The organism is Anderseniella sp. Alg231-50 (assembly GCF_900149695.1).
Classification (GTDB): Bacteria; Pseudomonadota; Alphaproteobacteria; order Rhizobiales; family Aestuariivirgaceae; genus Anderseniella.
In genome coordinates this window covers 18265-42544 of sequence record NZ_LT703003.1, presented here as the reverse complement: position 1 = coordinate 42544, position 24280 = coordinate 18265, and the positions used below count along the sequence as shown (strand labels likewise).

Sequence of the window (24280 nt, the reverse complement as noted above, 5' to 3'; positions counted from 1 at the left end):
CGCAAGTTGGACTAGTGTGTGCCGCATTCAATTACCGGGAACAAGACCATGAATGATACGCCATCCAGTCACCACAGCCACGAGACGGAGGAAGATGTCCGTAATCGCGATATCAGGATCTGGGTGAACGGTGACATCGTGCATCGCGATGACGCGAAGGTGTCGGTCTATGATTCAGGTTTCATGCTGGGCGACGGCATGTGGGAAGGCATGCGGCTCTATGACGGCAAATGGGCCTTTTTCGATGAGCACATGGACCGGCTGTTCGGCAGTTGCAAGGCGGTCGGCATCGACATCGGCATGGACCGGGCAGGGGTGCTGGATGCCCTGACGAAGACGGTTGCGGCCAATAACATGGTCACCGACGCCCACTGCCGCCTGATGGTGACACGCGGCACCAAGGACAAGCCGTTTCAGCACCCCCGGTTGTCGCGCTCAGGTCCGACCGTGGTCATCATCATCGAGCATTCCAGGCCGAAGCAGGAAGTCCAGGTCCACGGACTGGCGCTGGTGACCGTGCCGCAGGTGCGCGGCGCCCCGATGGCGCAGGACGCCAAGTACAATTCCCATTCCAAGCTGAACTGCGTAACGGCCTGCCTGCAGGCGGAGCGCATGGGCGCGGACGAGGCGCTGATGCTGGACCCGCTTGGCTTCGTCAACACCACCAATGCCTGCAATTTCTTCATTGTGCGAAAAGGCGAGGTGTGGACGTCCACCGGGGACTATTGCATGAACGGCGTCACCCGCCAGAACATCATAAATCTGTGCCGGGCCAACGATATTCCGGTATTCGAGCGCAATTACTCACTGGTTGACACCTATTCCGCCGATGAAGCGTTTCTCACCGGCACGTTCGGCGCCCAGACCCCGGTTGCCTCGCTGGACGGTGTGAAAATAGGCGATCATGACGGCGCCGGGCCGGTGACACAGAAACTGCGCGGGCTCTATGCCGACCTGGTGAAGCAGAATGTGGGTTAAACGACGGTTCTCATGGAATATCCCGGTCCGTAGACCAGGCGTACCGCGGTGATTGCATCGTCTACCACGAAGGTGCTGCGATTGACGATGAATACGGCGGCGTCTCGAGGGCAGTCGAGCAGCTGGCTTTCAGCTGCGGTCGCGTTGGCGGCGGAGAAAGTGAATTCACCGCGTGACAGGGGCATGTTGCGCACCAGCCATTCGTTGGCACTCAGTGTTTCCAGGTCAGCGTCGACAATCTCCGGCACGACGGACAGGTTGATCCAGCGCTCTTCATAGGCAAATGGCTTGGTATCGGCTCGATGCAATGTCCATAATCCAAGCAGCGGCGCGGAAGCTGCCAGGGCGTATTGCTGTTGCAATATAGCGGACGGGGCCAGTTCCTTGCGGTCCAGCACGTCGAAACTGTAGACTTTGCCGCGAGACTCCACGTCCTGCCGGATAACCGGGATTTCAACCGTGGCCTTGCGCACCGGGTTGAGCGCGACCCGCGTGCCGGCCTTGCGCTTGCGGTCCAGCAGGCCACTGTCCGCCAGCTCCCGCAAGGCCCTGTTGACCGTGGCCCGCGCACAGCCGAATTCTTCCGCAAGCTCGACCTCGCCCGGGATCAGGTCGCCTGGTTGCCAGCGCCGGGAGTTGATCCGGCGCATAACCTCTGACTTGATGCCTTGCCAGGAATTTGTATCCAATTGAGTCACAATAAGTTGTTTAAACTCCTTATTGTATCAACATAGCGTTGAATTATCCGTCCACGCGCTACATGGTTACCTTCGTGCACACAGTATCGACCCGCTGCCCACATGTCCGAAACGAGCTCGTTGCCACCCGCAAAGATGAAACTGTCGAGGAGGGCGTCACCCGAACGCCCGGCAAGATTGGGATTGCCGGCATCAAGCGACAAAAGGTCCGCCATCCGGCCCGGCTCAATTGATCCTGAATTGCGGCCTGCCGCCTGGGCGCCGCCTGCGCAGGCCCCGTCGAACAACACCCGGCCAGTGGACTTGTCCGGTGTTGCCAGCATGGCCCGGCCCCTGTCGCGCAGGCGTTGCGAGTATTCCAGCGTGCGCAATTCCTCCGCCAGGGATATGCGAATGTTGGAGTCAGATCCGACGCCAAAGCGTCCATTCGCCGTCACATAGCGCACGCCGTCGAATATGCCGTCCCCGAGGCTGGACTCGGTAATCGGACACAGGCCGGCAACCGCGCCCGTCGCAGCCAGTGCAGCCGTCTCGTCAGGCGTCATCTGAGTGCAGTGGATCAGGCACCAGCGGTCATCGACCTTGTGGTTGGACAAAAGCCAGTCCACAGGCCGCTTGCCCCACGCCGCCTCGACCTCCGTGACTTCAGCGGCCTGTTCGGCCAGATGCATGTGGATCGGGGTGTCCGTTGCCAGCCAGTCGGCAAATTTCAGCCCGTCCCGGCTGACCGCGCGCAGGGAATGCGGCGCGACACCTACAATAGTATCGTCAGGCAGGCTGCCGGCCGCCTTGGCCGCCGCCTGTTGCAGTTTTGCATACCTGTCCGGCGCATTGCCGAAGCGCTTCTGGCCTGATCCCAGGGCGCGTCCGTCGCAGCCGCCGTGTTCGTACAGCACCGGCAGCAATGTCAGCCCGATGCCGGTTTCAGACGCGGCAGCACAAATCCTGCCGGAGAGTTCCGCCAGATCATCATAAGGCGTGCCGTCGGGCTGGTGATGCAGGTAGTGGAACTCGGCCACCGCTGCATAGCCGGCTTCCAGCATTTCCATCTGCACAAATGCGGTAATGGCTTCGATGTGATCCGGGGTCAGCTGGTCCAGAAACCGGTACATCAGCTGCCGCCAGGTCCAGAAACTGTCTGACGGGTCCGGCCCGCGCGCCTCGGTCAGGCCGGCCATGGCGCGCTGGAAGGCATGTGAATGCAGGTTCACCGGCGCCGGCAGCAATATGCCGGTGCGATGACCTGCCGGGCCGGTATCCGCCTCGACCGACGTGATGGTCCCGGCATTGTCGATTGTAACCAGTACGTGGTTCTGCCATCCGTCGGCGGTAAGTGCGGTTTCAGCCCAGATTTGTTGCATGGGTAAGTTTCCGGCATTGACTCGTATTATGTCTGCACATAATATCGAATATTCAGAAACATTCAAGAGTGCCCGGCGTGTCATCTTCCCAGAAACTGCTGACAAATCTCAACCTGGCCAGCATGGCGCCCGGTACCGAAGCCTACGGACTTGTCGAGGGCGCAGCGATTGCCTTGGACGCAGGACGGATCGCCTGGTGCGGTGGTGGCGACGACATCCCGTCGCACTATGCCGGCTGGCAGCACGATGACCTCGAAGGACGCCTGGTTACCCCTGCGTTGATCGACTGCCACACCCACATTGTATTCGGCGGCGACCGGGCCCGCGAGTTCGAAATGCGGCTGCAGGGAGCGAGCTATGAAGAGGTCGCACGAGCTGGCGGCGGCATAGTCTCCACGGTTTCCGCGACCCGCCGCGCCAATGAGCAGGAATTGCTGAATTCTGCACTGCCCCGGGTAGATGCGCTGCTGGCGGAGGGCGTGTCGATGATCGAGATAAAGTCCGGATACGGGCTCGATGTTGACACCGAGTTGGCCATGCTGCGGGTGGCGCGCAAAATTGAAGCCCAGCGCCCGGTGCGGGTGAAAACCTCGTTCCTCGGTGCCCATGCGGTGCCTGCCGACTACAAGGACAAGCCTGATGCTTATATCGACGATGTCTGTATTCCGGCGCTGGAAAAAGCCAATGCCGAAAATCTCGTCGATGCCGTAGACGGGTTCTGTGAAGGTATTGCTTTTATGTCTGCACAAATAGAGCGAGTGTTTGAAAAAGCTGAAGAATTGGGCCTGCCTGTGAAGCTTCATGCCGAGCAATTGTCCAATCTCGGCGGTGCAAAACTGGCGGCGAGCCACGGTGCCTTGTCAGCGGACCATCTTGAGTATCTTGATGAGGCCGGTGTAAAGTCCATGGCAGACGCGGACACGGTGGCCGTTATCCTGCCGGGTGCATTCTACACACTGCGCGAAACCCAGGCCCCGCCGATCGAGTTGTTCCGCAAGCACAAGGTGGCCATGGCGGTCGCAACCGACTGCAATCCCGGATCTTCCCCCATGACGTCACTGTTGCTGACCATGAACATGGCCTGCACGCTGTTTCGAATGACACCTGAGGAGGCCCTGGCAGGCGCGACCCGTAACGCCGCCATGGCACTTGGCCTGACCGATACCGGCACCGTGGAAGCAGGCAAACGCGCTGACCTCGCGGTGTGGAATGCCGGACACCCGGCAGAACTTGCCTATCGCATCGGTTTCAACCCGCTGCACAGCCGGATTTTCGCAGGTGTGGCCCAATGACCAGTCTCACCTTGCAGCCGGGAAACGCTACCCTCGCACAGTTGCAGCACCTGTACCGCTCCGGCGCCTCTGCAATTCTTGATGACAGTGCCCGAGCACACGTAGACGCCGCTGCGGCTCGAGTTGCCGACGCAGCACGCGGTGATGAAGCGGTGTATGGAGTCAATACCGGTTTCGGCAAGCTGGCATCGGTGAAAATACAGCCGGGCGATACGGAAACCCTGCAGCGTAATCTGATCCTGTCGCACTGTTCCGGCGTAGGCGACGCGATCCCGACTTCAATCGCACGCCTGATGATGGCGCTTAAACTGCTGTCTCTGGGCCGGGGCGCTTCCGGCGTGCGCTGGCTGGTGATTGCACAGATACAGGACATGCTGGCCAAAGGGGTTACCCCGGTTATCCCGGCGCAAGGCTCGGTCGGCGCGTCCGGGGATCTGGCACCGCTGGCCCATATGGCGGCGGCAATGCTGGGGGAAGGGCAGGCTGAATTGAACGGCAAGGTAATGTCTGCCGCCGAAGCCCTCAGCAAGGGCGGTCTCAAACCCATCGTGTTGGGCGCCAAGGAAGGCCTGGCGCTGATAAACGGTACCCAGTTTTCAACAGCCTTTGCGCTGGCCGGGTATTTCGACGCTCAGCGCAATGCCGAAGCCGCCATTGTGGCTTCGGCGCTCAGCACCGATGCCGTCATGGGCTCAACCGCGCCTCTGCAGCCGGAAATTCACGCACTGCGTGGTCATCGCGGCCAGATTGACGTCGCAGCCTCCATTCGCGCCCTGATGCAGGGTTCTGAAATCCGCGAAAGTCATCGTGAGGGTGATACACGGGTGCAGGACCCGTACTGTATTCGCTGCCAGCCGCAGGTCACCGGTGCCGCCATTGACCTGTTGCGCCAGGCAGGCCGCACGCTGGAAATCGAGGCCAATGCCGTCACCGACAATCCGCTGGTGCTGGCCGAAGCCGGCCTGATCGTGTCCGGCGGCAATTTTCATGCAGAGCCGGTGGCCTTTGCAGCCGACCAGATGGCGCTCGCCATCGCCGAAATCGGCTCCATCTCGCAACGCCGTACCGCCGTCATGGTTGATCCGACCCTGAGCTTCGACCTGCCGCCGTTCCTGACCCCTGACCCCGGACTGAATTCCGGCTACATGATTGCCGAGGTCACCACTGCCGCCCTGATGAGCGAGAACAAGCACCTCGCCACCCCGTGCTCGACCGACTCCACCCCCACCAGCGCCAACCAGGAAGACCACGTGTCCATGGCCGCCCACGGTGCGCGCCGCCTGATGCAGATGAATGCCAATCTGTCGAACATCGTCGGAGTTGAGCTGTTGTGCGCGGCACAGGGCGTTGAATGCCGGGCGCCATTGCAGACCAGCGACAAGCTGCAGGCCGTGCTGGCACGGTTGCGCCGGGATGTGCCGTCGCTGGGCAATGACCGTTTCATGGCGCCGGAACTGCAACTTGCCGCCGGCCTGGTGACCGGCGGAGACATTTCAAGCGCTGCCGGCAGCGAACAACTGATTGACTGGAAGGACTGACGTCATGACCACCAACCCGCGCCACAACCTGCGTGATGTGTATCCCGACACCGGCACCGACATCACCGCCAAGTCCTGGCTGACCGAAGCCCCGATGCGGATGTTGATGAACAACCTGCACCCGGATGTGGCGGAAAATCCGCATGAACTGGTGGTCTATGGCGGTATTGGCCGCGCCACGCGCACCTGGGCTGATTTCGACCGCATAGTCGCGTCGCTGAAAACCCTGGAAGACGATGAAACCCTGCTGGTGCAGTCCGGCAAGCCGGTGGGCGTGTTCCGCACCCATGCAGACGCGCCGCGGGTCCTGATCGCCAATTCCAACCTGGTACCGGAATGGGCCAACTGGAAGCACTTCAATGAGCTCGATCGCAAGGGCCTGATGATGTACGGCCAGATGACGGCCGGTTCGTGGATCTATATCGGCACGCAGGGCATCGTGCAGGGCACCTACGAGACGTTTGCAGAAGCCGGCCGTCAGCATTATGACGGCGACCTCAAGGGCAAATGGATACTGACCGGCGGTCTCGGCGGCATGGGCGGCGCCCAGCCGCTGGCCGCGGTCATGGCGGGCGCCTGCTGCCTGGCGGTCGAATGTGACGAGACCCGCATCGATTTTCGCCAACGCACCCGCTATGTCGATGAAAAGGCACAGACACTGGATGAGGCACTCGACATGATCGAGCGCTGGACCAGGGCCGGAGAGGCAAAATCCGTCGGCCTTGTCGGCAATGCAGCCGACGTGTTTCCCGAACTGGTGGCGCGCGGCGTCAAACCCGATATTGTCACTGACCAGACCTCCGCCCATGATCCGATCAACGGTTACCTGCCGCAGAGCTGGACCATGGCTGAATGGCGCGCCAAGCGTGAAAGTGATCCGGCATCGGTTGAAAAGGCGGCACGCGCGTCCATGAAAGTGCACGTGGCGGCCATGGTGGACTTCTGGAATGCCGGCGTGCCGACGCTTGACTACGGCAACAACATCCGTCAGGTGGCCAAGGATGAGGGCCTGGAAAACGCCTTCGCGTTTCCCGGTTTCGTACCCGCCTATATCAGGCCCCTGTTCTGCAAGGGCATTGGCCCGTTCAGATGGTGCGCGCTGTCCGGTGATCCGGAAGACATTTACAAGACCGATGCCAAGGTCAAGGAACTGATCCCGGATGACGAGCACCTGCACAACTGGCTCGACATGGCGCGCGAGCGCATTGCATTCCAGGGCCTGCCGGCGCGCATCTGCTGGGTCGGGCTGGGGCAGCGCCACCGCTTGGGGCTGGCATTCAACGAAATGGTCGCGTCAGGCGAACTGAAGGCACCGGTGGTCATCGGGCGTGATCACCTGGATTCAGGCTCCGTTGCCTCGCCCAATCGCGAGACGGAAGCCATGAAGGATGGCTCCGACGCGGTGTCCGACTGGCCGCTGCTCAACGCACTGCTCAATTGTGCATCGGGTGCGACCTGGGTGTCGCTGCATCATGGCGGTGGTGTCGGCATGGGCTATTCGCAGCATTCCGGCATGGTGATCTGCTGTGACGGGTCTGATGATGCGGCCCGGCGTATCGGGCGTGTATTGTGGAACGATCCGGCCACTGGCGTCATGCGCCACGCCGATGCAGGCTATGAAACGGCACTCGAGTGCGCCCGCGAGCACGGGCTGAACCTGCCCGGTATTTTGGGCTAATACCAAAGGAAGTGATTATTGACCCATTTGATGGAGACAAATCCGGCCACTCTGGCAGGCGCAGTGCGCAGCGCGATGCGGTTCATCGGGCAAGCGCTGCAACGCACCAGATGGACGGATTTGGCCCACCGAAGGCCGGTTTTTCGCGTCCTCCGGACATCGTTATGCTCCACTTGTGGTCAGCCAGACCACGGCGTGAAGCATGCCTCGCCGGCAAACGCGAAAAATCGGTCAAATGGATCAATAATCACTTACTTTGGTATCAGTGAGTTGAAAACAGAGGAGAGCCAAAATGAAAAGACGTGAATTCATCCAGAAAGGCGCTGTAGGGGCAGTGGCCACAGCCGCACTTGCCACACCGGCAATCGCTCAGGACAAACGCAAGTGGAAGATGGTGACCGCATGGCCGAAAAACCTGCCCGGACCCGGCGTCGCGGCCCAGATGCTGGCCGACCGCATCACGGCAGCGTCCGGCGGACGTATCGAAGTCGAGCTTTTCGCCGCCGGTGAACTGGTGCCCGGTCGTGGTGTGTTTGATGCCGTGTCTGAAGGAACCGCCGAGCTTTATCATGCGGTACCGGCTTACTGGGGCTCGAAATCCAAGGGTATCCTGCTGTTCGGATCGCAGCCGTTTGGTCTCAGGGCCGACGAACAGGTGGGTTGGCTCAACCATGGCGGCGGCCAGGCGCTCTATGATGAAATGTATGCCCGTTTCAACCTGAAGCCGTTCCTGTGCGGCAATTCCGGTCCGCAGTGGGCCGGCTGGTTCCGCAATGAAATCAAGTCGGTGGATGACCTGAAAGGCCTGCGTTACCGCACCACCGGCCTGGCGTCGGAAATGTGCTCCAAGCTCGGCATGGCGGTGCAGGCCATGGGTGGACGCGACATGTTCCAGGCGCTGCAGTCCGGCACCATCGATGCCGGTGAGTTCATTGGCCCGTGGACCGATTCCGCCCTCGGTTTCTACCAGATTTCCAAGAACTATTACTGGCCGGGTGTCGGTGAGCCGTCATCTGCGGAAGAGTGCGGGTTCAACAAGAAGGCCTACGACGACTTGCCGGACGATCTCAAGCAGGCCGTCAGCTTTGCCTGTGAATCGCTCTACAATCCCGTGTGGACCGAATACACCACCAAGCATGCAAAGGCTTTGAAGCAGATGGTGGCCGAGCATGGCGTTCAGGTGAAGATGCTGCCGGAAGGCGTGATCAGGGCCATGGGCAATGCAGCCGGTGAGGTGATCGATGATCTGCGCAATGACCAGGATGAACTGGTCAAGAAAATCACCGAGAGCTTCCTTGCCTATCGCACGTCCATATCCGATTACATGGTCTATGCCGATAACGGCCAGATGAATGCCCGGGCTCTGGACTACAAGTACGGTGGGTGATGAAATCACCGGCGGTCGGCCTCACAACGAGGCCGGCCGGCAATCATTGAGGGCGGTCGTTTCATGATGAAGGACTGGGCTGGGCGGCTTGATGCGGTCAACCGCTGGTGTGGGCTGACGGTACGCTGGCTGGCGCTGGCGATGGTGCTTCTGCAGTTCGCCATTGTGGTCATGCGCTACCTGTTTGGCGTCTCTTTCGTGTTTCTGGGTGAAGGCGTGCTGTACATGCACGCAGCGCTGTTCATGCTGGGGGCAGGCTACACCCTGCTGGTGGATGAACATGTCCGCATCGACATTTTCTACAGCCGCCGCGACGAGAAGGGCCGCGCCCGGGTCAATGCCGCCGGTGCCGCGCTGCTGCTGATACCCTCACTCATACTCATCCTGTGGGTGAGCTGGCCCTATGTGCGCAACTCCGTGTCCATTCTTGAAGGTGCCATTTCGGTTGGCGGTATTCCGGCCTCGTTTCTGCTCAAGGGCCTGATCCCGGCGTTCTGCCTGTTGCTGCTGGTGCAAGGTGTCGCGTGTCTGCTGCGTGACCTGGCGCGGCTGGAGCGACGTGAATGAACTTCATTGCCGAAAACCTCGATATTGCAATGTTCCTGGTGCTGGCTGCAGCACTTTTGCGCGGTTATCCGGTGACATTCACCCTGGCGGGTGTGGCGACGATCTTTGCCGGCCTTGGGGCCATACTCGGGGCGTTCGACACGGCGTTGCTGGGTGCGTTGTCGCAACGGCTGTTCGGCATCATGACCAACCAGGTGCTGATCGCCATTCCACTGTTCGTATTCATGGGTATCGTGCTGGAACGCAGCCGGCTGGCCGAAGAACTGCTTGAGGAAATGGGCCGGCTGTTTGGCACCAGGCGCGGCGGTCTGGCGGTATCGGTTGTCGTAGTCGGCACGCTGCTGGCCGCATCGACAGGCATTGTCGGGGCCACCGTCATCACCATGGCCCTGATCGCCCTGCCGGCCATGTTGCGCAACGGCTATTCGAAGCGCCTGGCTGCGGGAACCGTGTGCACGGCCGGGACCCTGGGCCAGATCATCCCGCCGTCGACCCTGCTGATCATCCTGTCCGAGGTGATGTCGTCCGCCTATCAGCAGGCGCAGTTTGAGCAGGGCAAGTTCACGGTTGAGACCATCAGTGTCGGCCAGACATTTGCGGCTGCCCTGCTGCCGGGCCTCGTACTGGTGGCGCTGTACATTGTTTACATACTGGCGCTGGCCTGGATCAGGCCTGAGCGCGCGCCTGCCATGCCGCGCGATGCGGCCGAGCCGGTCAGCACGAGGCAGTTGCTGCGCGTACTGCTGCCACCGGTATTCCTGATTGTCGCGGTGCTGGGCTCGATCGTCGGCGGGGTCGCGACCCCGACCGAAGCTGCCAGCGTCGGTGCGGTTGGCGCATTGTTGCTGGCAACCTATCGCCGTGACGAGGGCGCGCGCGGGGCCAGCCTGCTGGCCATCGCGGCTCTTGCCGGCATTGTCGTGCTGGCGTCATCGACGTCGATACGCCTGCAGCGTTCCGACGCTGATCTCGGTGTGTGGATCGTGGCGGCCCTCGGCGCCTGTCTGGTGGCAGTGGTGGCCTGGGGTATCTGGCGCGCCATTCGCCATGCCGCGCGTGAAGGTTATCTCGGCGTGATCAACACGCGCACCATGTCCGTCAGTTCGATGATCTTCGGCACCATTATCGGGGCCAGTGTGTTTTCTTTGGTGTTTCGCGGGCTTGGCGGTGACAAGCGCATCGAGCACCTGGTGGAAGCCATGCCGGGTGGTGCCACCGGCGCCCTGGTTTTCGTCATGGTGTTGATCTTCCTGCTCGGCTTCATTCTCGATTTTGTCGAGATATCGGTCATCCTGCTGCCGATCGTGGTGCCCGCGCTGATTGTCATGGGCCACGATCCGATCTGGCTCGCCGTGCTGATTGCCATCAACTTGCAGACCAGTTTTCTGACACCGCCGTTCGGCTTTTCCCTGTTCTATCTGCGCGGCGCGGCGCCACCGGAAATAACCACCGGCGATATCTATCGCGGCGTGATCCCGTTTATCGCCCTGCAGGCTGTTGGAGTCTCGCTTATCTGGGTGTTGCCAGGCATTGCGACCTGGCTGCCTGCGGTGATGTTTGGGCGTTGAGAACCGGCAGGTTCGACACGGGTTTGATATTCAGCCAAAGTAGGGGTATCAAAGCGTGAAATTAATTGGTAATATTTTTTTACCAATTAATGATCCACGCTGGATCTCGTGACGTTCAAAGGTTCACACACAGGTGTGCTGGTCGAACGAGCAGGAAGGATGACCCGATATGGAAATGCCGGTCCCGGATCAGGGTGTACTGGAGCGCAAGGCATCCATAGTGGCCAGGCTCGAAAAATTGCTGCCCGGCGAGGCGGTGATTTCCGATCCCAATGAAACCCGCGCCTATGAATGTGACGCACTCACCGCCTATCGTTGCCAGCCGCTGGCCGTCGTGCTGCCCGGCACTACGGAAGAAGTCGCTGCGTGCCTGAAGATCTGCCATGAAGAAGGCGTGCCGGTGGTGCCGCGCGGGGCGGGAACCTCGCTGGCCGGTGGATCACTGCCGACCGCGGACAGTATCATTATCGGTGTATCGCGCATGAACGCGGTGCTGGAAACCGACTACGACAACCGCTTTATCACGGTGCAGACCGGGCGCACCAACCTGTCGGTGACCGGCGCGGTCGAGGAGAACGAGTTTTTCTACGCGCCGGACCCGTCCAGCCAGCTGGCCTGTGCCATCGCCGGCAACATTGCCATGAATTCCGGTGGCGCCCATTGCCTGAAATACGGGGTGACCACCAACAACCTGATGGGCGTGAAAATGGTCACCATGGAAGGTGAGATCGTCGACATTGGCGGTGCCCATCTTGATGCCGCCGTCTATGATCTGCTCGGTGTTATATGCGGGTCGGAAGGCCAGCTCGGCATCGTCACCGAAGCGACATTGCGCATATTGAGGAAGCCCGAAGGCGCCCGGCCGGTTCTGCTTGGTTTTGACCGTTCCGAGGTGGCCGGCGCCTGCGTCGCTGACATCATCAAGGCCGGCGTGCTGCCGGTCGCGATCGAGTTCATGGACCGGCCCTGCATCCGGGCGACGGAAGATTTTGCCCATGCCGGTTACCCGGACGTCGAAGCCCTGCTGATCGTTGAGGTCGAAGGCTCGGAAGCCGAAATCGTCGAGCAGCTGGACAAGATCAAGACCATTGCGCGCCGGCATAACCCGGCAGAACTTCGCGAGAGTGCCAGCACGGAAGAATCGGCGGCGATCTGGAAAGGCCGCAAGGCTGCATTCGGCGCCATGGGCCAGATCAACGACTATATGTGTCTCGACGGCACCATCCCGGTGAGCCAGTTGCCGCTGGTGCTGCGCCGCATGGAAGAGCTGTCGAAGGAATATGGCCTCGACGTCGCCAATGTGTTCCACGCCGGCGACGGCAATCTGCATCCGCTGATCCTGTTTGATGCCAACAAGCCGGGAGACCTGGAAACCTGCGAGGCCATGGGGGCGGAAATCCTGAAACTGTGTGTTGAAGTGGGTGGCTGCCTGACCGGCGAACATGGCGTGGGCGTCGAAAAACGCGACCTTATGCTGACCCAGTATAATGAAGGTGATCTGGAGGCGCAGGTACGGGTCAAGGATGTGTTCGACGCCAAGTGGCTGCTCAATCCGGCCAAGGTGTTCCCGCTGAAAACCACCAGGACGCGGCGCGAGGCAGCATGAAACCAAAATCGGAACAGGACTTGGCTGACGCCATTAAGGCGTCGGCGGCAAAAGGCACGAAACTGCAAATTCGCGGCGGCGGTTCCAGGGCAGGACTGGGCCACGGTGTCACCGGCGAGCTTGTTGATACCACCGGTCTGAAGGGCGTGTCGCTGTATGAGCCCGGCGCGCTGACAATAGTCGCTGGCGCCGGAACGCCGCTGGAGACGATCGAAAAGACGCTTTCCAGGGAAGGTCAGAGACTGCCGTTTGAGCCGATGGATCACCGGGCGCTGTACGGCACCAACGGCAAATCCACCATTGGTGGCGTTGTGGCGGCGAATATTTCCGGTCCGCGCCGCATCCAGGCAGGTGCCTGCCGAGATTCTCTCATCGGGGTGCGGTTTGTGGATGGTGAAGGCACCGTCATCAAGAACGGCGGCCGGGTGATGAAGAACGTCACCGGCTACGACCTGGTCAAGCTGATGGCCGGCAGCCACGGTACGCTGGGCGTGCTCACCGAGGTCGCGTTCAAGGTCCTGCCCATGCCGGAAGCAGGCGCTACAGTCGTCGTCGAGGGCCTCGGCAGTGACAAGGCAGGGGCAGCGATGAGCGCGGCCCTGACCGCGCCTTATGATGTAAACGGCGCGGCACATCTGCCGGCGACCGCAGACAAGGCAGCTCGGACATGCATACGTGTTGAAGGCTTCGAAGGCTCCGTCAAATATCGCTCTGGCAAGCTGAAGGAACTGCTCGCCGAATTCGGCGATGTGAATATTGAAGCTGACCAGGCAAGGTCTGACAAACTGTGGCAGCATATCCGCGATGCCGAGGCCGTTGCCGCTGGCAAGGGCGACATATGGCGGATGTCAGTGAAACCGTCAGACGGCGCAAAACTGGCAAGTTTGCTGGGTGACGGGGCGCAGCTTCAGTTTGACTGGGGCGGGGGCCTGGTGTGGGCCTGTGTGCCGGAAGGTACCGATGCGAGGGCCGTCATGAACGGGATTGACGGGCATGCCACATTGATACGCTCAAGCGAAGCAACAGCCAAACAGCTTGGTGTGTTCCAGCCGGAACCGGCACCGCTTGCGAAAATCAGTGCCGGGCTTCGGGCCCGCTTTGATCCGCATGGCATTTTGAACCCCGGCCGGATGGGATAGGCGACAATGCAGACCAATTTCACCATTGAGCAGATGAAGGACCCGGCGATCAAACGGTCGAACGAGGTTCTGCGCACCTGCGTCCATTGCGGGTTTTGCACGGCAACGTGCCCGACCTACCAGGTGCTGGGTGACGAACTGGACAGCCCGCGCGGCCGCATCTACCTGATGAAGGACATGCTGGAAAAGGGCCGTCCGGCGGATGCCAAGACGGTCAAGCACATCGACCGCTGCCTGTCGTGTCTGTCGTGCATGTCCACCTGTCCGTCGGGCGTGCACTACATGCATCTTGTGGATCATGCGCGCGAATACATCGAGAAGACTTATACAAGACCACTGCCCGAACGCGTATTGCGCTGGCTGCTGGTGCAGGTTTTGCCCTATCCCGGCCGCTTCCGGCTGGCCATGTTCGGGGCCCGGTTTGCGAAACCGTTTGCCCGGTATCTGCCGGGCAGGCTGAAGGCGATGGTCGCGCTTGCCCCGACCGACCTGCCGGGGCCGAGCCCGATGGACCTGCCCCAGGTGTTCAAGGCACAAGGCGAACGTCGCAAGCGTGTTGCGCTGCTCACCGGCTGCGCCCAGCGCGCCCTGAACACGGACATCAATGAAAGCACGATCAGGCTGCTGACGCGGCACGGCTGCGATGTGGTCATTGCCAGGGGTATCGGCTGCTGTGGCGCGCTTACCCATCACATGGGCAGGACCAGTGACAGCCATGCGTCCGCGGCCGCCAACATCAACGCATGGATGAAGGAATATCGTGGCGAAGGCCTTGATGCGGTGATCATCAACACGTCCGGTTGCGGCACCACCGTAAAGGACTATGGCCATATGTTCCGCAATGACGCCCTGGCCGAAGACGCTGCCATTGTGTCGAAACTGGCCAAGGATATTTCCGAAGTCATGGTGGAGCTTGGCCTCAACCAGGCAAAGGTGCCGCAGATGAAGGTGGCCTATCATGCCGCGTGTTCCCTGCAGCATGGCCAGCAGATCAAGACCCATCCGAAAACCCTGCTGAAGGCGGCTGGCTTCAGTGTGCTGGAACCCGCTGACCCACATTTGTGCTGCGGCTCTGCCGGGACCTATAACATCATGCAACCGGAGATTTCAGCCGAGCTGAAAAACCGCAAGGTGGCGACCCTGGAAGCACTGACGCCGGATGTCATTTCCGCCGGCAATATCGGCTGCATGATGCAGATCGGCAACGGCACTGGTATTCCGGTTGTTCACACGGCGGAACTACTGGACTGGGCCACCGGCGGACCGCGACCACAGGCCCTGGCGGACAGCTTTCCACAGGCTGCGGAGTAGGCTGTTCCTGCCTTATTTGTAATCTTCCGCGAATCTGTCCTAGGATAAGTTTATCGGTGCTCGCCTTGCTGGGTGAGATAAGCAATTCGGGTGCTGATGCTGGGATTGTTCATTGGTTTCTTAAGCATTTGTTAAGGTTGAGACGCCGATGATGATTACTGGTCCTTGAGTAGGGGCCGGTAGGGCAACAAGCGGTTTCAAGCTTTTAGCCTTGCGACAGGCCGGGTCTCCCGGCCTGAACGAGCGATGTGACAGGTCTCACAGACGGACCTGCACGATCTCTGGTTTAGTCCCAGTAGACTTTTTTACGCCGTGCCTTGTCCGGACTTGTAACGAAGACAAAAAGACTTAGACGCAAGCAGGGTTTGGTCCTGACCCCGGAAAGGCACTTCACATTGGCATGCCCCGCACGCAATGCGTGCGGACTTACGAACAAGGGCATGCTGTAACTGAAGTATGGAGCACCGGTTTTGATGCGTTCAGAACCTGCACCGCTCCGATTGGCTGGGGAGCCTTTAGATGAAAAGATCACTGTTAATTGCTTTGAGTGCCGCAAGTGTGCTGTTGCCGCAAAATGCCCTCGCTGCCGACTGGATGTCGGGAGGCGAGATCATGAAGGAACTGGTTGGCCAGGAGCTTGCTTTCCGCGGCAAACTCAACGGCAAGATCATCTACCGCAAGTCCGGTGAGATGCGGATGCTGTCAACCAAGGGTCGCGTGGTCTATGGCGAGTGGCGCATTGATGATGAAAACGGCAGCCTGTGTTCCCGCATCAAGCAGCGCCGGCAGGCCAAGGAAATCTGCTATCGCACCCGCCATGACGGCTTCGGTTATCGCACCGATCAGGGCTACAAGCTGATGCCGCTGGGGTTTTAGGCACCTCAGTTGCCCAGATTGCCATAACTATTGCAGTACACGCGGAAACGTCATAATGCTGAATGGTATTCAGTGTGCGGCGTTTCTTGCTCCAGTTGTCTGTCAATGTTTGTGCGGTATGGCTTTTCAGTCACAGATTGCCGGCGCACGACTCTATTGTTCACTCGCCTGAACCGAGAACATGTAGCTCGCACGAATTGTGTTTCAGGCTGGCCGGAAGCCCGAACCTGCCACTGCAGTGACGTTTGGAGTGAAATATCGCAGCATGAAGGGAGCGGGCGAGCAGATTGCGCCGAAGCAAGATCACTCGTCGAATAGCCCGGGTTTCCCGACGCAACCTGGTCTGAGGCCGAGTGTATCGATTGTTACACCTGTAAAGAATGGGTCCGAAACAATCGGACGTGCCATTCAGAGTGTCCTGGCTCAGAGCGAACCGGATTTTGAGATGATCGTGGTCGACGACGGATCCGACGATGACACCGTCGCCATTGTGAGTGAGTTTGAAGATGACCGCATCAGCTGCTTAGGGTCGGCCGGTAAATCCGGCGCCAATGCGGCGCGCAATGACGGCATCAGACAATCCCGCGCGGATCTCGTCATGTTCCTGGATGCGGACGACGAGTTGCAACCCGATGCCGTCAGGGACCGGTTGACCCTGATGGCAGACCATCCCGACTGCGAATTTGCGCTGATGTCGTATCAAAAAGCCGGATCATCATCGCTGATCAGGCGGGTTAACAGCGATCGGCGGGCAACATCTTCCGAGATGCAGATGGCGCTGATGGAGTATACTATCTACATCGGCAGCACCGGCATTGTCGCGAAACGATCGGCGCTGGACGCGGCAAACGGCTGGGACGAGACGCTCAAGCGTCTGCAGGACAGGGACCTGCTCTTGCGCCTGTCGCGTGTCGGGCCTGGTTTCATAAGCAGCACAATTGACTGGATCAAACATGATACGCCGGGTTCCATCTCAGGCCACCAGTCAGGATACCTGCATGATCTGGCAAAGTTCGCTGCAGCACACCCGGATCTTGCGCAGGTCCATCGTAAGCTGATCGGCAGAAGGGTCGCACAACGTTTGCTGGTTCAACTGTTTGCCGGTCGGATTGGCCAGTTGATTGCAGATTTTCAGTCGAACAGGCGCGAGCCCGTGCTGGACTTTTCCGTTGCCGAACTGACGGCAAGCATGATCTGGCGCCGCACGTAGCCATCGTGTGGGTCCGTCAATGGAACGGCACGCAATCCACCACGCAAATTACCTCTCAGACAGACCGCAAGTGAGCGTTTACGCACATCAGATGTGGCACAATGCAGGGGGTGAACTACGTTCGTACACGCCACAATCGACCACAAATTGGTCCTGATCCACCACAAATTAGTCCTGACAATTCCTTGTGACCTGCTTTTCGCTGCCGCATTGGCAGGCCACCTTTTGCCTCGTGGACGGCAGCTAAACGATCTCACTGGCTGCTCTTTGAGGCAAGCCGTGCAGGTCGCTATAAGTCTAACTGGAGAATTAAACATGAAAAAGTTTCTCGCAATCGTACTCGCAACTGGTTTCGCTTCAACCGCAGCACTGGCTGCTGACTTCACCGCTGTAGACGCTGACCAGAACGGTTCAGTATCCATGGAAGAAGCCAAGGCTGCCATGCCTGATATGGCTGAAGACGCCTTCAAAGCTGCTGATGGCGACCAGAATGGCGAACTGAGTGCAGACGAATGGGCTGCAATCCAGGGCTAATACGAACTTACCCCTGCTAACGATCGGGCCCTGCCGGTTTTCCGGTGGGGCCTTTTGCTGCCAGCTTCAGAACCTCTTCCAGCCGATCTCCCATTGCAGTCATTGAAAACCTGTCGCGCACCGTGTCGCGGCCAGCTGCTCCAACCGCGCCGATGTTGTGATCCGACATGATGCCCGCAAGGTCAGCGGCTACCTGCGATGGCCTGCGTGAGCGCGCCGCATAGGCATTGCGTCCGTGCTCAACGAATTCGCCGTGCCCGCCAACCAGTGTGGTGTAAGCAGGCACTGCGCAGTTCATCGCTTCCAGCAAGGCATTTGATATGCCCTCCTGGGCGGACAGCAGGACAAACAGGTCACTTGCGGCTATGTGAGCCGTCGGGTTTTCGACATGTCCGGTAAACTCAACCTGGGCTGCAAGGTCCAATCTTTGCGCAAGGCTGGTGAGTTTGCCGCGTGCCGGTCCTTCGCCGATCAGCTTGATGTGTACCTTTTTGCGCAAACCGTCGGGCAGCAGGGCGACTGCCTTGATCAGGTGTTCCATTCCCTTGCGCCAGGACAGTGTGCCGACGCTGGTAATGGTGAACTTTTCAGGCTGGTTGGCCACGCCGCCAGCGGGACGTTCCACAATGCCGTTGTAAATGACGTGGATACGGTCCCGCTTCACGAACGGCGCCCGCGACAGGACCTGCTTGATGCGCTGTGTGTTGACGATAATGGCATCCGGATAGATGCCATACCCGTACCAGTCCACCACCGGCCGCCACGGCAGACGCACAATGCCCAGCCGCAGCACAAGCGCTATGCCCAGTTGCCGGGCAAGACGGCCGCAGGTGAAATACATTTTCTGGCTGAGCGGGATGATGCAGTCTATCTGCTGGTCACGGCAGAACCCGGCCATCCGGTCCATGCCGGCCCGGTCCCACATGGATTTGGGCCCTTCGTGCCACAAGCGCTCCGGGAGCGTAAAATTTTCGGCATGGGGTTTGTCGGGACAAGCCATCCATATCTGATGCCCGCGCCGTTCAAGCTCCGCGATTGCCATGCTGGCCCAGCGTTCGGTACCGCCGAAATGCTCAGCGGAGCTGACAAACAATAATCGCATGAAGTGTGACGCCTTAGATAGAAGCAACAAGAAATGGTTCTGACCAGATCAACATACCGGCTTTACGCCAACCAATGAACCGGTTATTGCAGGCAGGTTTTTTGATCCATGGAGTCGTTCAACATGAGCAGCGCACAGAAAATCCGCGTCGCGGTAATCGGAGCATCAGGCTATACCGGCGCTGATCTCGTGCGACTGGCGCATGCGCACCCGAATATGGAAATCGTGGCGCTGACGGCCAATTCCCATGCCGGCAAGCCGATGGAAGCTGTGTTTCCCCATCTCAGTAGCCTCGGGCTTCCTGGCCTTGTCACCAATGACGATGTCGACTGGTCTGGCGTCGATGCGGCGTTCTGCGGTTTGCCGCACGCCACCAGCCAGCAGGTCATCAAGGCGTTGCCTGACCATTTGAAGATCATAGATATGTCGGCTGACTTCCGGCTGCGTAATCCGGAAACCTACAAACAGTGGTACGGCAATGAACACGCAGCGCTCGATCTGCAGGCCGATGCGGTATACGGACTGACCGAACACTATCGCGACCAGATCGCCGGTGCCAGGCTGGTTGCCTGTCCGGGATGTTATCCAACCGCAGTTTTGATGTTGCTGCTTCCGCTGGTGGCGGACGGGCTGATCGATGCATCCGATCTGGTGATTGATGCCAAGTCGGGCGTGTCCGGTGCCGGGCGCGGCTTGAAACAGAACACGCTGTTTTGCGAATCCGGGGAGGGCATGGGGCCGTATTCCATCGGCAAGCACCGCCATGCGCCGGAGATCGAACAGGAACTGTCGATTGCTGCAGGCCGTGATGTGATCGTGAACTTCACGCCGCATCTGGTGCCGATGAGCCGCGGAGAATTCATCACCGCCTATGCCAGGCTTGCCCCGGGCAAAACCGCGCGCGACTGCCATCAGGTGCTTTCTGAGCGCTATGGCAATGAGCCGTTCGTCAACATGGCTCCGGATGGTATAATGCCTGCGACACAGTTTGTACGCGGCTCCAACCGCGTCATGATGGGCGTGGTCGCGGACCGGATCGAGGGCAGGGTGGTGCTGCTGTCGACGCTGGATAACCTGGTCAAGGGATCCGCCGGTCAAGCGGTGCAGAACTTCAATCTCATGTTCGGTTTACCGGAAGCAACCGGTCTTGAACAGGTAACCTTGTTCCCGTGACGATGGGTCCTCACCCCAAGTTGTTTTCGCCCTGTACCATCAAGCAGGTCACGCTCGCCAATCGCGTGGTCATTGCGCCCATGTGCCAGTATTCCGCGCAGGACGGCCTGTTTGCCGACTGGCATTTCGCCAATTACTCAAAATATGCCCTGGGCCGCCCGGGTGCGATTATCCTGGAAGCCAGCGCTGTACAGGACATTGGCCGCATCACACATGGCGACCTCGGTATCTGGTCGGACACCCACGCCGATGCCATGCGCGGCATTGTCGATTTTATAAAGGGGCAGGGCGCGGTGCCCGGTATCCAGATCGGCCATGCCGGCCGCAAGGCGTGCATTCAGCGCCCGTGGCACGGCAATGGCGCTCTGGATGAGACCGATGCCGCGCGCGGTGAGACGGCGTGGCAGGTCATCGGTCCAAGCCCGTTGCCTGCCGGCAGGGGCTGGCTGGTGCCGCGCGAAATGAGCGGGGCTGACATTGTGCAGGTCACCGCCGATTTTGTTGCCGCAGCCAAACGTGCAGATCATATCGGAATGGATATTCTGGAACTGCATGCCGCCCATGGCTATCTGTTGCAGCAGTTCCTGTCACCGCTGTCCAACAGGCGAGACGATGACTATGGCGGCAGCCGGGAAAACCGCATGCGGTTTCTGCTTGAGGTTGTCGAAGCGGTGCGACCGGTGTGGCCGGACACCAAGCCGCTGTTTGTGCGCATTTCTTCCGTGGACGGGTTTGAAGGCGGCTGGAGCATTGAAGACTCGGTGGTGCTGGCGAAGACGTTGAAGAGCGCAGGCGTGGATGTTGTTGACTGTTCTTCAGGTGGCAACGCCGCGGCAGGCGCAACTGCGTCAACCGGCTATCGCGGCCCCGGATTTCAAGTACCTTATGCCGATGAGATCAGGCGTGAGGCCGACATCCCGACCATGGCGGTCGGGCTGATACTGGACGGACCACAGGCCGAAGACATCCTGCAAAGCGGTCAGGCGGACCTCATCGCAATTGCACGCGAGGCCATCAACGACCCGTTCTGGCCCCGTCATCAGGCCCAGGCAATGGGCGTTGATCTGGATTTTGCAGGCTGGCCTGAACAATACGGCTGGTGGCTTGATCGCCGTGCCCGCGGCCTGCATCAACTGGCCAAGTCTGAAAAATAACGCTGCCGCCAGGCCCGACATTCATCGAGTGCTGAAATTTGTCGGATTTGAGATGGATCAATGAAGCACAATTGGGCTTCGAGCAATCTGGTGTTGACGAATTGTGCTGTGGCACGCTTCAGGAGGACACCGCCATGCTCGACATCTCCCCGGAAAAGGTGGCTCACGTTATCGTGCGGGCCCGCGAACTGGACGGCAAGGTTGCAGCCTGGGATGGCGACGGTGATGAGGCAGATTCAGACAGCATTCTGGAATCCCGCCGCGATGACCCCACAGAAGCTGAGTTGCGCGGTTTCATTGATGACATGAATGTCGATGAGCAGGTGGCGCTGGTTGCATTGATGTGGATCGGGCGCGGCACTTACGAACCTGACGACATTCAGGAGGCCCTGGAAACCGCCCGCTCCGAACGGGTCAACAAGACCGAAGACTACCTGCTCGGTGTGCCTCTGCTGGCGGACTACCTGGAAGACGGTCTCGACAGGATGGGAATTTCGGTGGAATCAGCGGAAGCCGGTATACTCTAGGTCAACAGGAGTTATCCCCTGACAACGGTCCTATCTGGCAAGTTGGAAGATCAAGAAAAGCGAACCTTGAAGACAGCTTCCGTGAATGACGAGAGAGCGGACAAGGTGACAGCTTCTCTGATCTCCATGAATGTCTGCTTCAGAGTTCAAGGATGAAGCCACCTTATGCTGGCTGTACCGACCTGGTTGCCGGTTTGTCATTCATTAAGAACACCAAGACACCTGCAAAAACAGCGAGCCAGACCGATGACCACCATACCCAATCATATTGGGCGTAGAGGTCGTAAAGAACGCCTCCGAAATACGCCCCGAGGGCAGCACCAACTTGATGCCCAGCCGAGATCAGGCCGAATGCCAGTCCCATGACGCTTTTGCCAATGTGACTTGCCACAAGACTGGCCGTTACAGGCACTGTCGAATAGTCAACCAACCCGAAAAGAATCGAGAAGAAGATCAGAATTTCAAAGCTGGCACCGACATTGATCAGAATGATGAAGGTCAATCCGCGCATTAGATAGATGCTTCCAAGCAGCAAGGGTCTGTTCACCCGGTCAGTCAGCCACCCGGCCAGGATCATTCCGACAAGATTGATGGCCGATAGCAATCCATAGGCCGTAGCCGAGGGAACCGGGCCGAAGCCACAGAATGAGGCATAGGGTAGAAAGTGGGTCTCAATCACACCGGATGTTGTGTAGCCGCAGATGAAGTAGCTCCAGAACAATATCTGAAACGCCGGAAGCTGCAGGATTCTGCCAAGATCCTGCCAGATACTTGTTTGCGTACCTGCACTTTTCGCAGGTTCAGGCAATGGCTTTGAATGCATTGGAAACCACCGGTAGACACAGGCCATGGTGACAAGCGTTCCAAACCCCAATGCGACAAAGGCGGCCCGCCAGTCATAGGCGCTGATCAGCAGTGCCAACAGCGGAACGAAAAGAAACTGACCACCGGTTGAACCAGAGGTTGCGACCCCGGTCGCGAGTCCCTTGTTCTCTGTCACCTCCTGTTCGACGGCAGTGGATACGACGTGCGTCGCGACCAAGCCAAACCCCACTGCAGCAACGCCACTGAATGCGAGAAAGAAAGCTATCGCATTGGCGGTCGCAGCGACGAGGAAACATCCTGCAGCGAGCGCGGCCAGGCCAATCAGCAGAATGGCCCGCGCGCCCTGCTTGTCTACAAGCCTCCCTCCAAACGGGGCGATACCTGCCATAACCAATAATGCCACAGCCGCGGAACCGGACGTGAAGCTGCGCGTCCAACCAAGTTCCTGCTCCAGAACAGGCATTACCAGGCCAAGGGCCGCACGCGCTGAGAAGGTCAATGCCAGTGCGATGAAAGAAAGCCCAATGATAAAAAAGGATCGGTGATTTTGAGATATTTTGGTCACGCCCGTTCGCCTTGATCTGTTTTCTCAGGCCAGTTTACAAACTGCAAGAATTGGCATAAATGACAATATGCAGTCAAAAACAGCCAATACATCAACCAGCGTCGAAGCAGTCACCAAGCGGGTGGTCTTTGTTGTCTATCCCGGTGTGACCCTGTTGGACGTCACCGGACCATTGCAAGCTTTCTCAAGCGCCAACAACACAGAGATCGCAAATGGGCAACGCATCTATGAGATCGTGATTGCTTCACCAACTGGCGGGTCGGTCATGACGGATTGTATGGTTGATCTTGGCACTGTCTCACTTGATCAGGCGGTGGCGCGGCCGATCGACACTCTCATCGTTGCAGGTGGCAACGGTGTCTTTGACGCGTTGGAACAAAGTCCCTTGGTGTCCTGGATCAAGGTAAACAGCACCGATTGCAGGCGTGTCGCCTCAACCTGCATGGGCTCCTTTCTGACGGCAGCAGCAGGGTTGCTGGATGGTCAGAGTGTCACGACGCATTGGCGCCAGGTGGAGGAACTGCAGCGGCGCTTCCCCAAAGTCGACGTAAAACGCGATCCGCTCTTTGTAAGAAACGGCAACATGTGGTCTTCGGCGGGTGTGACTGCTGGCATCGACCTCGCTCTTGCCATGATCGAGGAAGACATGGGCCACGAGGCCGCTATGCAGGTCGCACAGGCCTTGGTCGTCTTCTTCAAACGCCCCGGAGGACAGTCGCAATTCAGTGATGTTCTGAACATCCAGGCGGCTGAGACGGAGGGCTTGTTTGCAGACCTTCATGCCTGGATTGCAGGACATCTGCAAAGCGATCTAAGTGTCACAAAGCTGGCAGAACGCCTGGCCATGAGCCCACGCAGTTTCTCAAGAAAGTACAAAGATCGAACGGGCATCACACCGGCGAAAACTGTCGAAATGATGCGCGTGGATGCTGCCAAACGCGCACTTGCTCGCAGCAACCTTCCTCTGGCAAAGGTTGCGTTCAACACTGGGTTCTCAGATGAGCAGCGTCTGAGAAGAGCATTTCAAAGGCATGTTGGCATTTCTCCGATGGCCTACCGCGAAACATTCGGTGAAGCCAAGTGCAATGCAGTTTGACATTAGGCCAGCAGTCACAGGCCAATGCCACCACAATCAACGCTGACCTTCGCTGAAAGTGCGTCGGATGACCGAGAGGCGGACGAAGCGACCCT

The 24280-nt window shown here is 59.2% G+C and carries 21 protein-coding genes; 17 read left to right on the top strand and 4 right to left on the bottom strand.

Features of this window, described 5'->3' with window-relative positions; translation table 11 throughout:
* The first annotated feature begins 48 nt into the window (after positions 1 to 48).
* Entirely contained in the window at positions 49 to 978 is a 930-nt protein-coding gene (locus DHN55_RS00200; RefSeq protein ID WP_108879415.1) for an aminotransferase class IV, read from the top strand.
* Here DHN55_RS00200 and DHN55_RS00195 read toward each other — a convergent pair.
* Together DHN55_RS00195 and DHN55_RS00190 are read right to left on the bottom strand one after the other, a co-directional pair.
* Entirely contained in the window at positions 975 to 1676 is a 702-nt protein-coding gene (locus tag DHN55_RS00195) for a UTRA domain-containing protein (protein ID WP_108879414.1), read from the bottom strand. The two genes, DHN55_RS00200 and DHN55_RS00195, sit on opposite strands and share 4 nt — an antisense overlap.
* A complete protein-coding gene (locus DHN55_RS00190) occupies positions 1673 to 3037 on the bottom strand; it encodes a formimidoylglutamate deiminase (RefSeq protein WP_108879413.1) in 1365 nt (454 codons plus the stop codon). Before DHN55_RS00190 ends, DHN55_RS00195 begins: the two co-directional genes overlap by 4 nt.
* A 122-nt stretch (positions 3038 to 3159) precedes the next feature.
* Between DHN55_RS00190 and hutI the strand changes: the two genes are divergently transcribed.
* The 12 genes from hutI to DHN55_RS00130 all read left to right on the top strand — a co-directional run bounded on the left by hutI (position 3160) and on the right by DHN55_RS00130 (position 17743).
* Positions 3160 to 4329 (top strand): imidazolonepropionase, encoded by a 1170-nt coding sequence (hutI, locus tag DHN55_RS00185; RefSeq protein WP_337660231.1) that lies wholly within the window; start codon positions 3160 to 3162, stop codon positions 4327 to 4329.
* Positions 4326 to 5867: a histidine ammonia-lyase gene (gene hutH / locus DHN55_RS00180; protein WP_108879412.1), complete on the top strand. Its 1542-nt coding sequence runs from the start codon at positions 4326 to 4328 to the stop codon at positions 5865 to 5867. Before hutI ends, hutH begins: the two co-directional genes overlap by 4 nt.
* A gap of 4 nt (positions 5868 to 5871) precedes the next feature.
* Positions 5872 to 7545, top strand: a complete 1674-nt coding sequence (gene hutU, locus DHN55_RS00175) for a urocanate hydratase (protein ID WP_108879411.1) — start codon at positions 5872 to 5874, stop codon at positions 7543 to 7545.
* Between the two features lie 292 nt (positions 7546 to 7837).
* A complete protein-coding gene (locus DHN55_RS00170) occupies positions 7838 to 8932 on the top strand; it encodes a TRAP transporter substrate-binding protein DctP (protein ID WP_108879410.1) in 1095 nt (364 codons plus the stop codon).
* A 66-nt stretch (positions 8933 to 8998) separates the two neighbouring features.
* Positions 8999 to 9499 carry a TRAP transporter small permease subunit gene (locus DHN55_RS00165; RefSeq protein ID WP_108881611.1) on the top strand — a complete coding sequence of 167 codons (501 nt, stop codon included), beginning with the start codon at positions 8999 to 9001 and terminating at the stop codon, positions 9497 to 9499.
* Positions 9496 to 11067, top strand: a complete 1572-nt coding sequence (locus DHN55_RS00160) for a TRAP transporter large permease subunit (protein ID WP_108879409.1) — start codon at positions 9496 to 9498, stop codon at positions 11065 to 11067. The genes DHN55_RS00165 and DHN55_RS00160 overlap by 4 nt, the downstream gene beginning before the upstream one ends.
* Before the next feature lie 175 nt (positions 11068 to 11242).
* Complete coding sequence (locus tag DHN55_RS00155; RefSeq protein WP_337660230.1) at positions 11243 to 12673, top strand: FAD-linked oxidase C-terminal domain-containing protein; 1431 nt, start codon at positions 11243 to 11245, stop codon at positions 12671 to 12673.
* Positions 12670 to 13812, top strand: coding sequence for a glycolate oxidase subunit GlcE (glcE, locus tag DHN55_RS00150; RefSeq protein WP_108879407.1), 1143 nt, complete (start codon positions 12670 to 12672; stop codon positions 13810 to 13812). Before DHN55_RS00155 ends, glcE begins: the two co-directional genes overlap by 4 nt.
* A 6-nt stretch (positions 13813 to 13818) precedes the next feature.
* A complete protein-coding gene (gene glcF, locus DHN55_RS00145) occupies positions 13819 to 15123 on the top strand; it encodes a glycolate oxidase subunit GlcF (RefSeq protein ID WP_108879406.1) in 1305 nt (434 codons plus the stop codon).
* 519 nt (positions 15124 to 15642) lie between these two features.
* On the top strand, positions 15643 to 15999 hold the full coding sequence (locus DHN55_RS00140) for a hypothetical protein (protein WP_337659743.1): 357 nt from the start codon (positions 15643 to 15645) through the stop codon (positions 15997 to 15999).
* A gap of 265 nt (positions 16000 to 16264) precedes the next feature.
* Positions 16265 to 17209 carry a glycosyltransferase gene (locus DHN55_RS00135; RefSeq protein WP_108879404.1) on the top strand — a complete coding sequence of 315 codons (945 nt, stop codon included), beginning with the start codon at positions 16265 to 16267 and terminating at the stop codon, positions 17207 to 17209.
* A 315-nt stretch (positions 17210 to 17524) separates the two neighbouring features.
* The gene (locus tag DHN55_RS00130; RefSeq protein ID WP_108881610.1) at positions 17525 to 17743 is read left to right on the top strand and encodes a hypothetical protein; all 219 of its coding nucleotides are present in this window, start codon (positions 17525 to 17527) and stop codon (positions 17741 to 17743) included.
* 16 nt (positions 17744 to 17759) lie between these two features.
* On the opposite strand, the gene DHN55_RS00125 is transcribed toward DHN55_RS00130, so the two are convergent.
* Positions 17760 to 18845 carry a glycosyltransferase gene (locus DHN55_RS00125; protein ID WP_108879403.1) on the bottom strand — a complete coding sequence of 362 codons (1086 nt, stop codon included), beginning with the start codon at positions 18843 to 18845 and terminating at the stop codon, positions 17760 to 17762.
* A gap of 123 nt (positions 18846 to 18968) precedes the next feature.
* On the opposite strand from DHN55_RS00125, the gene argC reads away from it, so the two are divergent.
* From argC to DHN55_RS00110, 3 genes are all read left to right on the top strand, one after another.
* Positions 18969 to 20018 carry an N-acetyl-gamma-glutamyl-phosphate reductase gene (gene argC / locus DHN55_RS00120; RefSeq protein WP_108881609.1) on the top strand — a complete coding sequence of 350 codons (1050 nt, stop codon included), beginning with the start codon at positions 18969 to 18971 and terminating at the stop codon, positions 20016 to 20018.
* 2 nt (positions 20019 to 20020) lie between these two features.
* On the top strand, positions 20021 to 21172 hold the full coding sequence (locus tag DHN55_RS00115; protein ID WP_108879402.1) for an oxidoreductase: 1152 nt from the start codon (positions 20021 to 20023) through the stop codon (positions 21170 to 21172).
* Between the two features lie 134 nt (positions 21173 to 21306).
* Positions 21307 to 21699: a DUF3775 domain-containing protein gene (locus tag DHN55_RS00110; RefSeq protein WP_108881608.1), complete on the top strand. Its 393-nt coding sequence runs from the start codon at positions 21307 to 21309 to the stop codon at positions 21697 to 21699.
* A 163-nt stretch (positions 21700 to 21862) separates the two neighbouring features.
* On the opposite strand, the gene DHN55_RS00105 is transcribed toward DHN55_RS00110, so the two are convergent.
* A complete protein-coding gene (locus DHN55_RS00105) occupies positions 21863 to 23089 on the bottom strand; it encodes an MFS transporter (protein ID WP_337659742.1) in 1227 nt (408 codons plus the stop codon).
* Here DHN55_RS00105 and DHN55_RS00100 point away from each other — a divergent pair.
* Complete coding sequence (locus tag DHN55_RS00100) at positions 23082 to 24185, top strand: GlxA family transcriptional regulator (RefSeq protein ID WP_337659741.1); 1104 nt, start codon at positions 23082 to 23084, stop codon at positions 24183 to 24185. The genes DHN55_RS00105 and DHN55_RS00100 overlap by 8 nt on opposite strands.
* Positions 24186 to 24280 lie beyond the last annotated feature (95 nt).

Bases quoted from the DNA above. Each gene is read 5' to 3' on its own strand.
- DHN55_RS00130 (WP_108881610.1), top strand. From the start codon at position 17,525: ATGAAAAAGTTTCTCGCAATCGTACTCGCAACTGGTTTCGCTTCAACC.
- argC (WP_108881609.1), top strand. From the start codon at position 18,969: ATGAGCAGCGCACAGAAAATCCGCGTCGCGGTAATCGGAGCATCAGGC.
- glcF (WP_108879406.1), top strand. From the start codon at position 13,819: ATGCAGACCAATTTCACCATTGAGCAGATGAAGGACCCGGCGATCAAA.
- DHN55_RS00165 (WP_108881611.1), top strand. From the start codon at position 8,999: ATGAAGGACTGGGCTGGGCGGCTTGATGCGGTCAACCGCTGGTGTGGG.
- DHN55_RS00135 (WP_108879404.1), top strand. From the start codon at position 16,265: ATGAAGGGAGCGGGCGAGCAGATTGCGCCGAAGCAAGATCACTCGTCG.
- hutI (WP_337660231.1), top strand. From the start codon at position 3,160: ATGGCGCCCGGTACCGAAGCCTACGGACTTGTCGAGGGCGCAGCGATT.
- DHN55_RS00110 (WP_108881608.1), top strand. From the start codon at position 21,307: ATGCTCGACATCTCCCCGGAAAAGGTGGCTCACGTTATCGTGCGGGCC.
- DHN55_RS00200 (WP_108879415.1), top strand. From the start codon at position 49: ATGAATGATACGCCATCCAGTCACCACAGCCACGAGACGGAGGAAGAT.
- glcE (WP_108879407.1), top strand. From the start codon at position 12,670: ATGAAACCAAAATCGGAACAGGACTTGGCTGACGCCATTAAGGCGTCG.
- hutU (WP_108879411.1), top strand. From the start codon at position 5,872: ATGACCACCAACCCGCGCCACAACCTGCGTGATGTGTATCCCGACACC.
- DHN55_RS00170 (WP_108879410.1), top strand. From the start codon at position 7,838: ATGAAAAGACGTGAATTCATCCAGAAAGGCGCTGTAGGGGCAGTGGCC.
- DHN55_RS00155 (WP_337660230.1), top strand. From the start codon at position 11,243: ATGCCGGTCCCGGATCAGGGTGTACTGGAGCGCAAGGCATCCATAGTG.
- DHN55_RS00115 (WP_108879402.1), top strand. From the start codon at position 20,021: ATGGGTCCTCACCCCAAGTTGTTTTCGCCCTGTACCATCAAGCAGGTC.
- DHN55_RS00160 (WP_108879409.1), top strand. From the start codon at position 9,496: ATGAACTTCATTGCCGAAAACCTCGATATTGCAATGTTCCTGGTGCTG.
- DHN55_RS00140 (WP_337659743.1), top strand. From the start codon at position 15,643: ATGAAAAGATCACTGTTAATTGCTTTGAGTGCCGCAAGTGTGCTGTTG.
- hutH (WP_108879412.1), top strand. From the start codon at position 4,326: ATGACCAGTCTCACCTTGCAGCCGGGAAACGCTACCCTCGCACAGTTG.
- DHN55_RS00125 (WP_108879403.1), bottom strand. From the start codon at position 18,845: ATGCGATTATTGTTTGTCAGCTCCGCTGAGCATTTCGGCGGTACCGAA.
- DHN55_RS00190 (WP_108879413.1), bottom strand. From the start codon at position 3,037: ATGCAACAAATCTGGGCTGAAACCGCACTTACCGCCGACGGATGGCAG.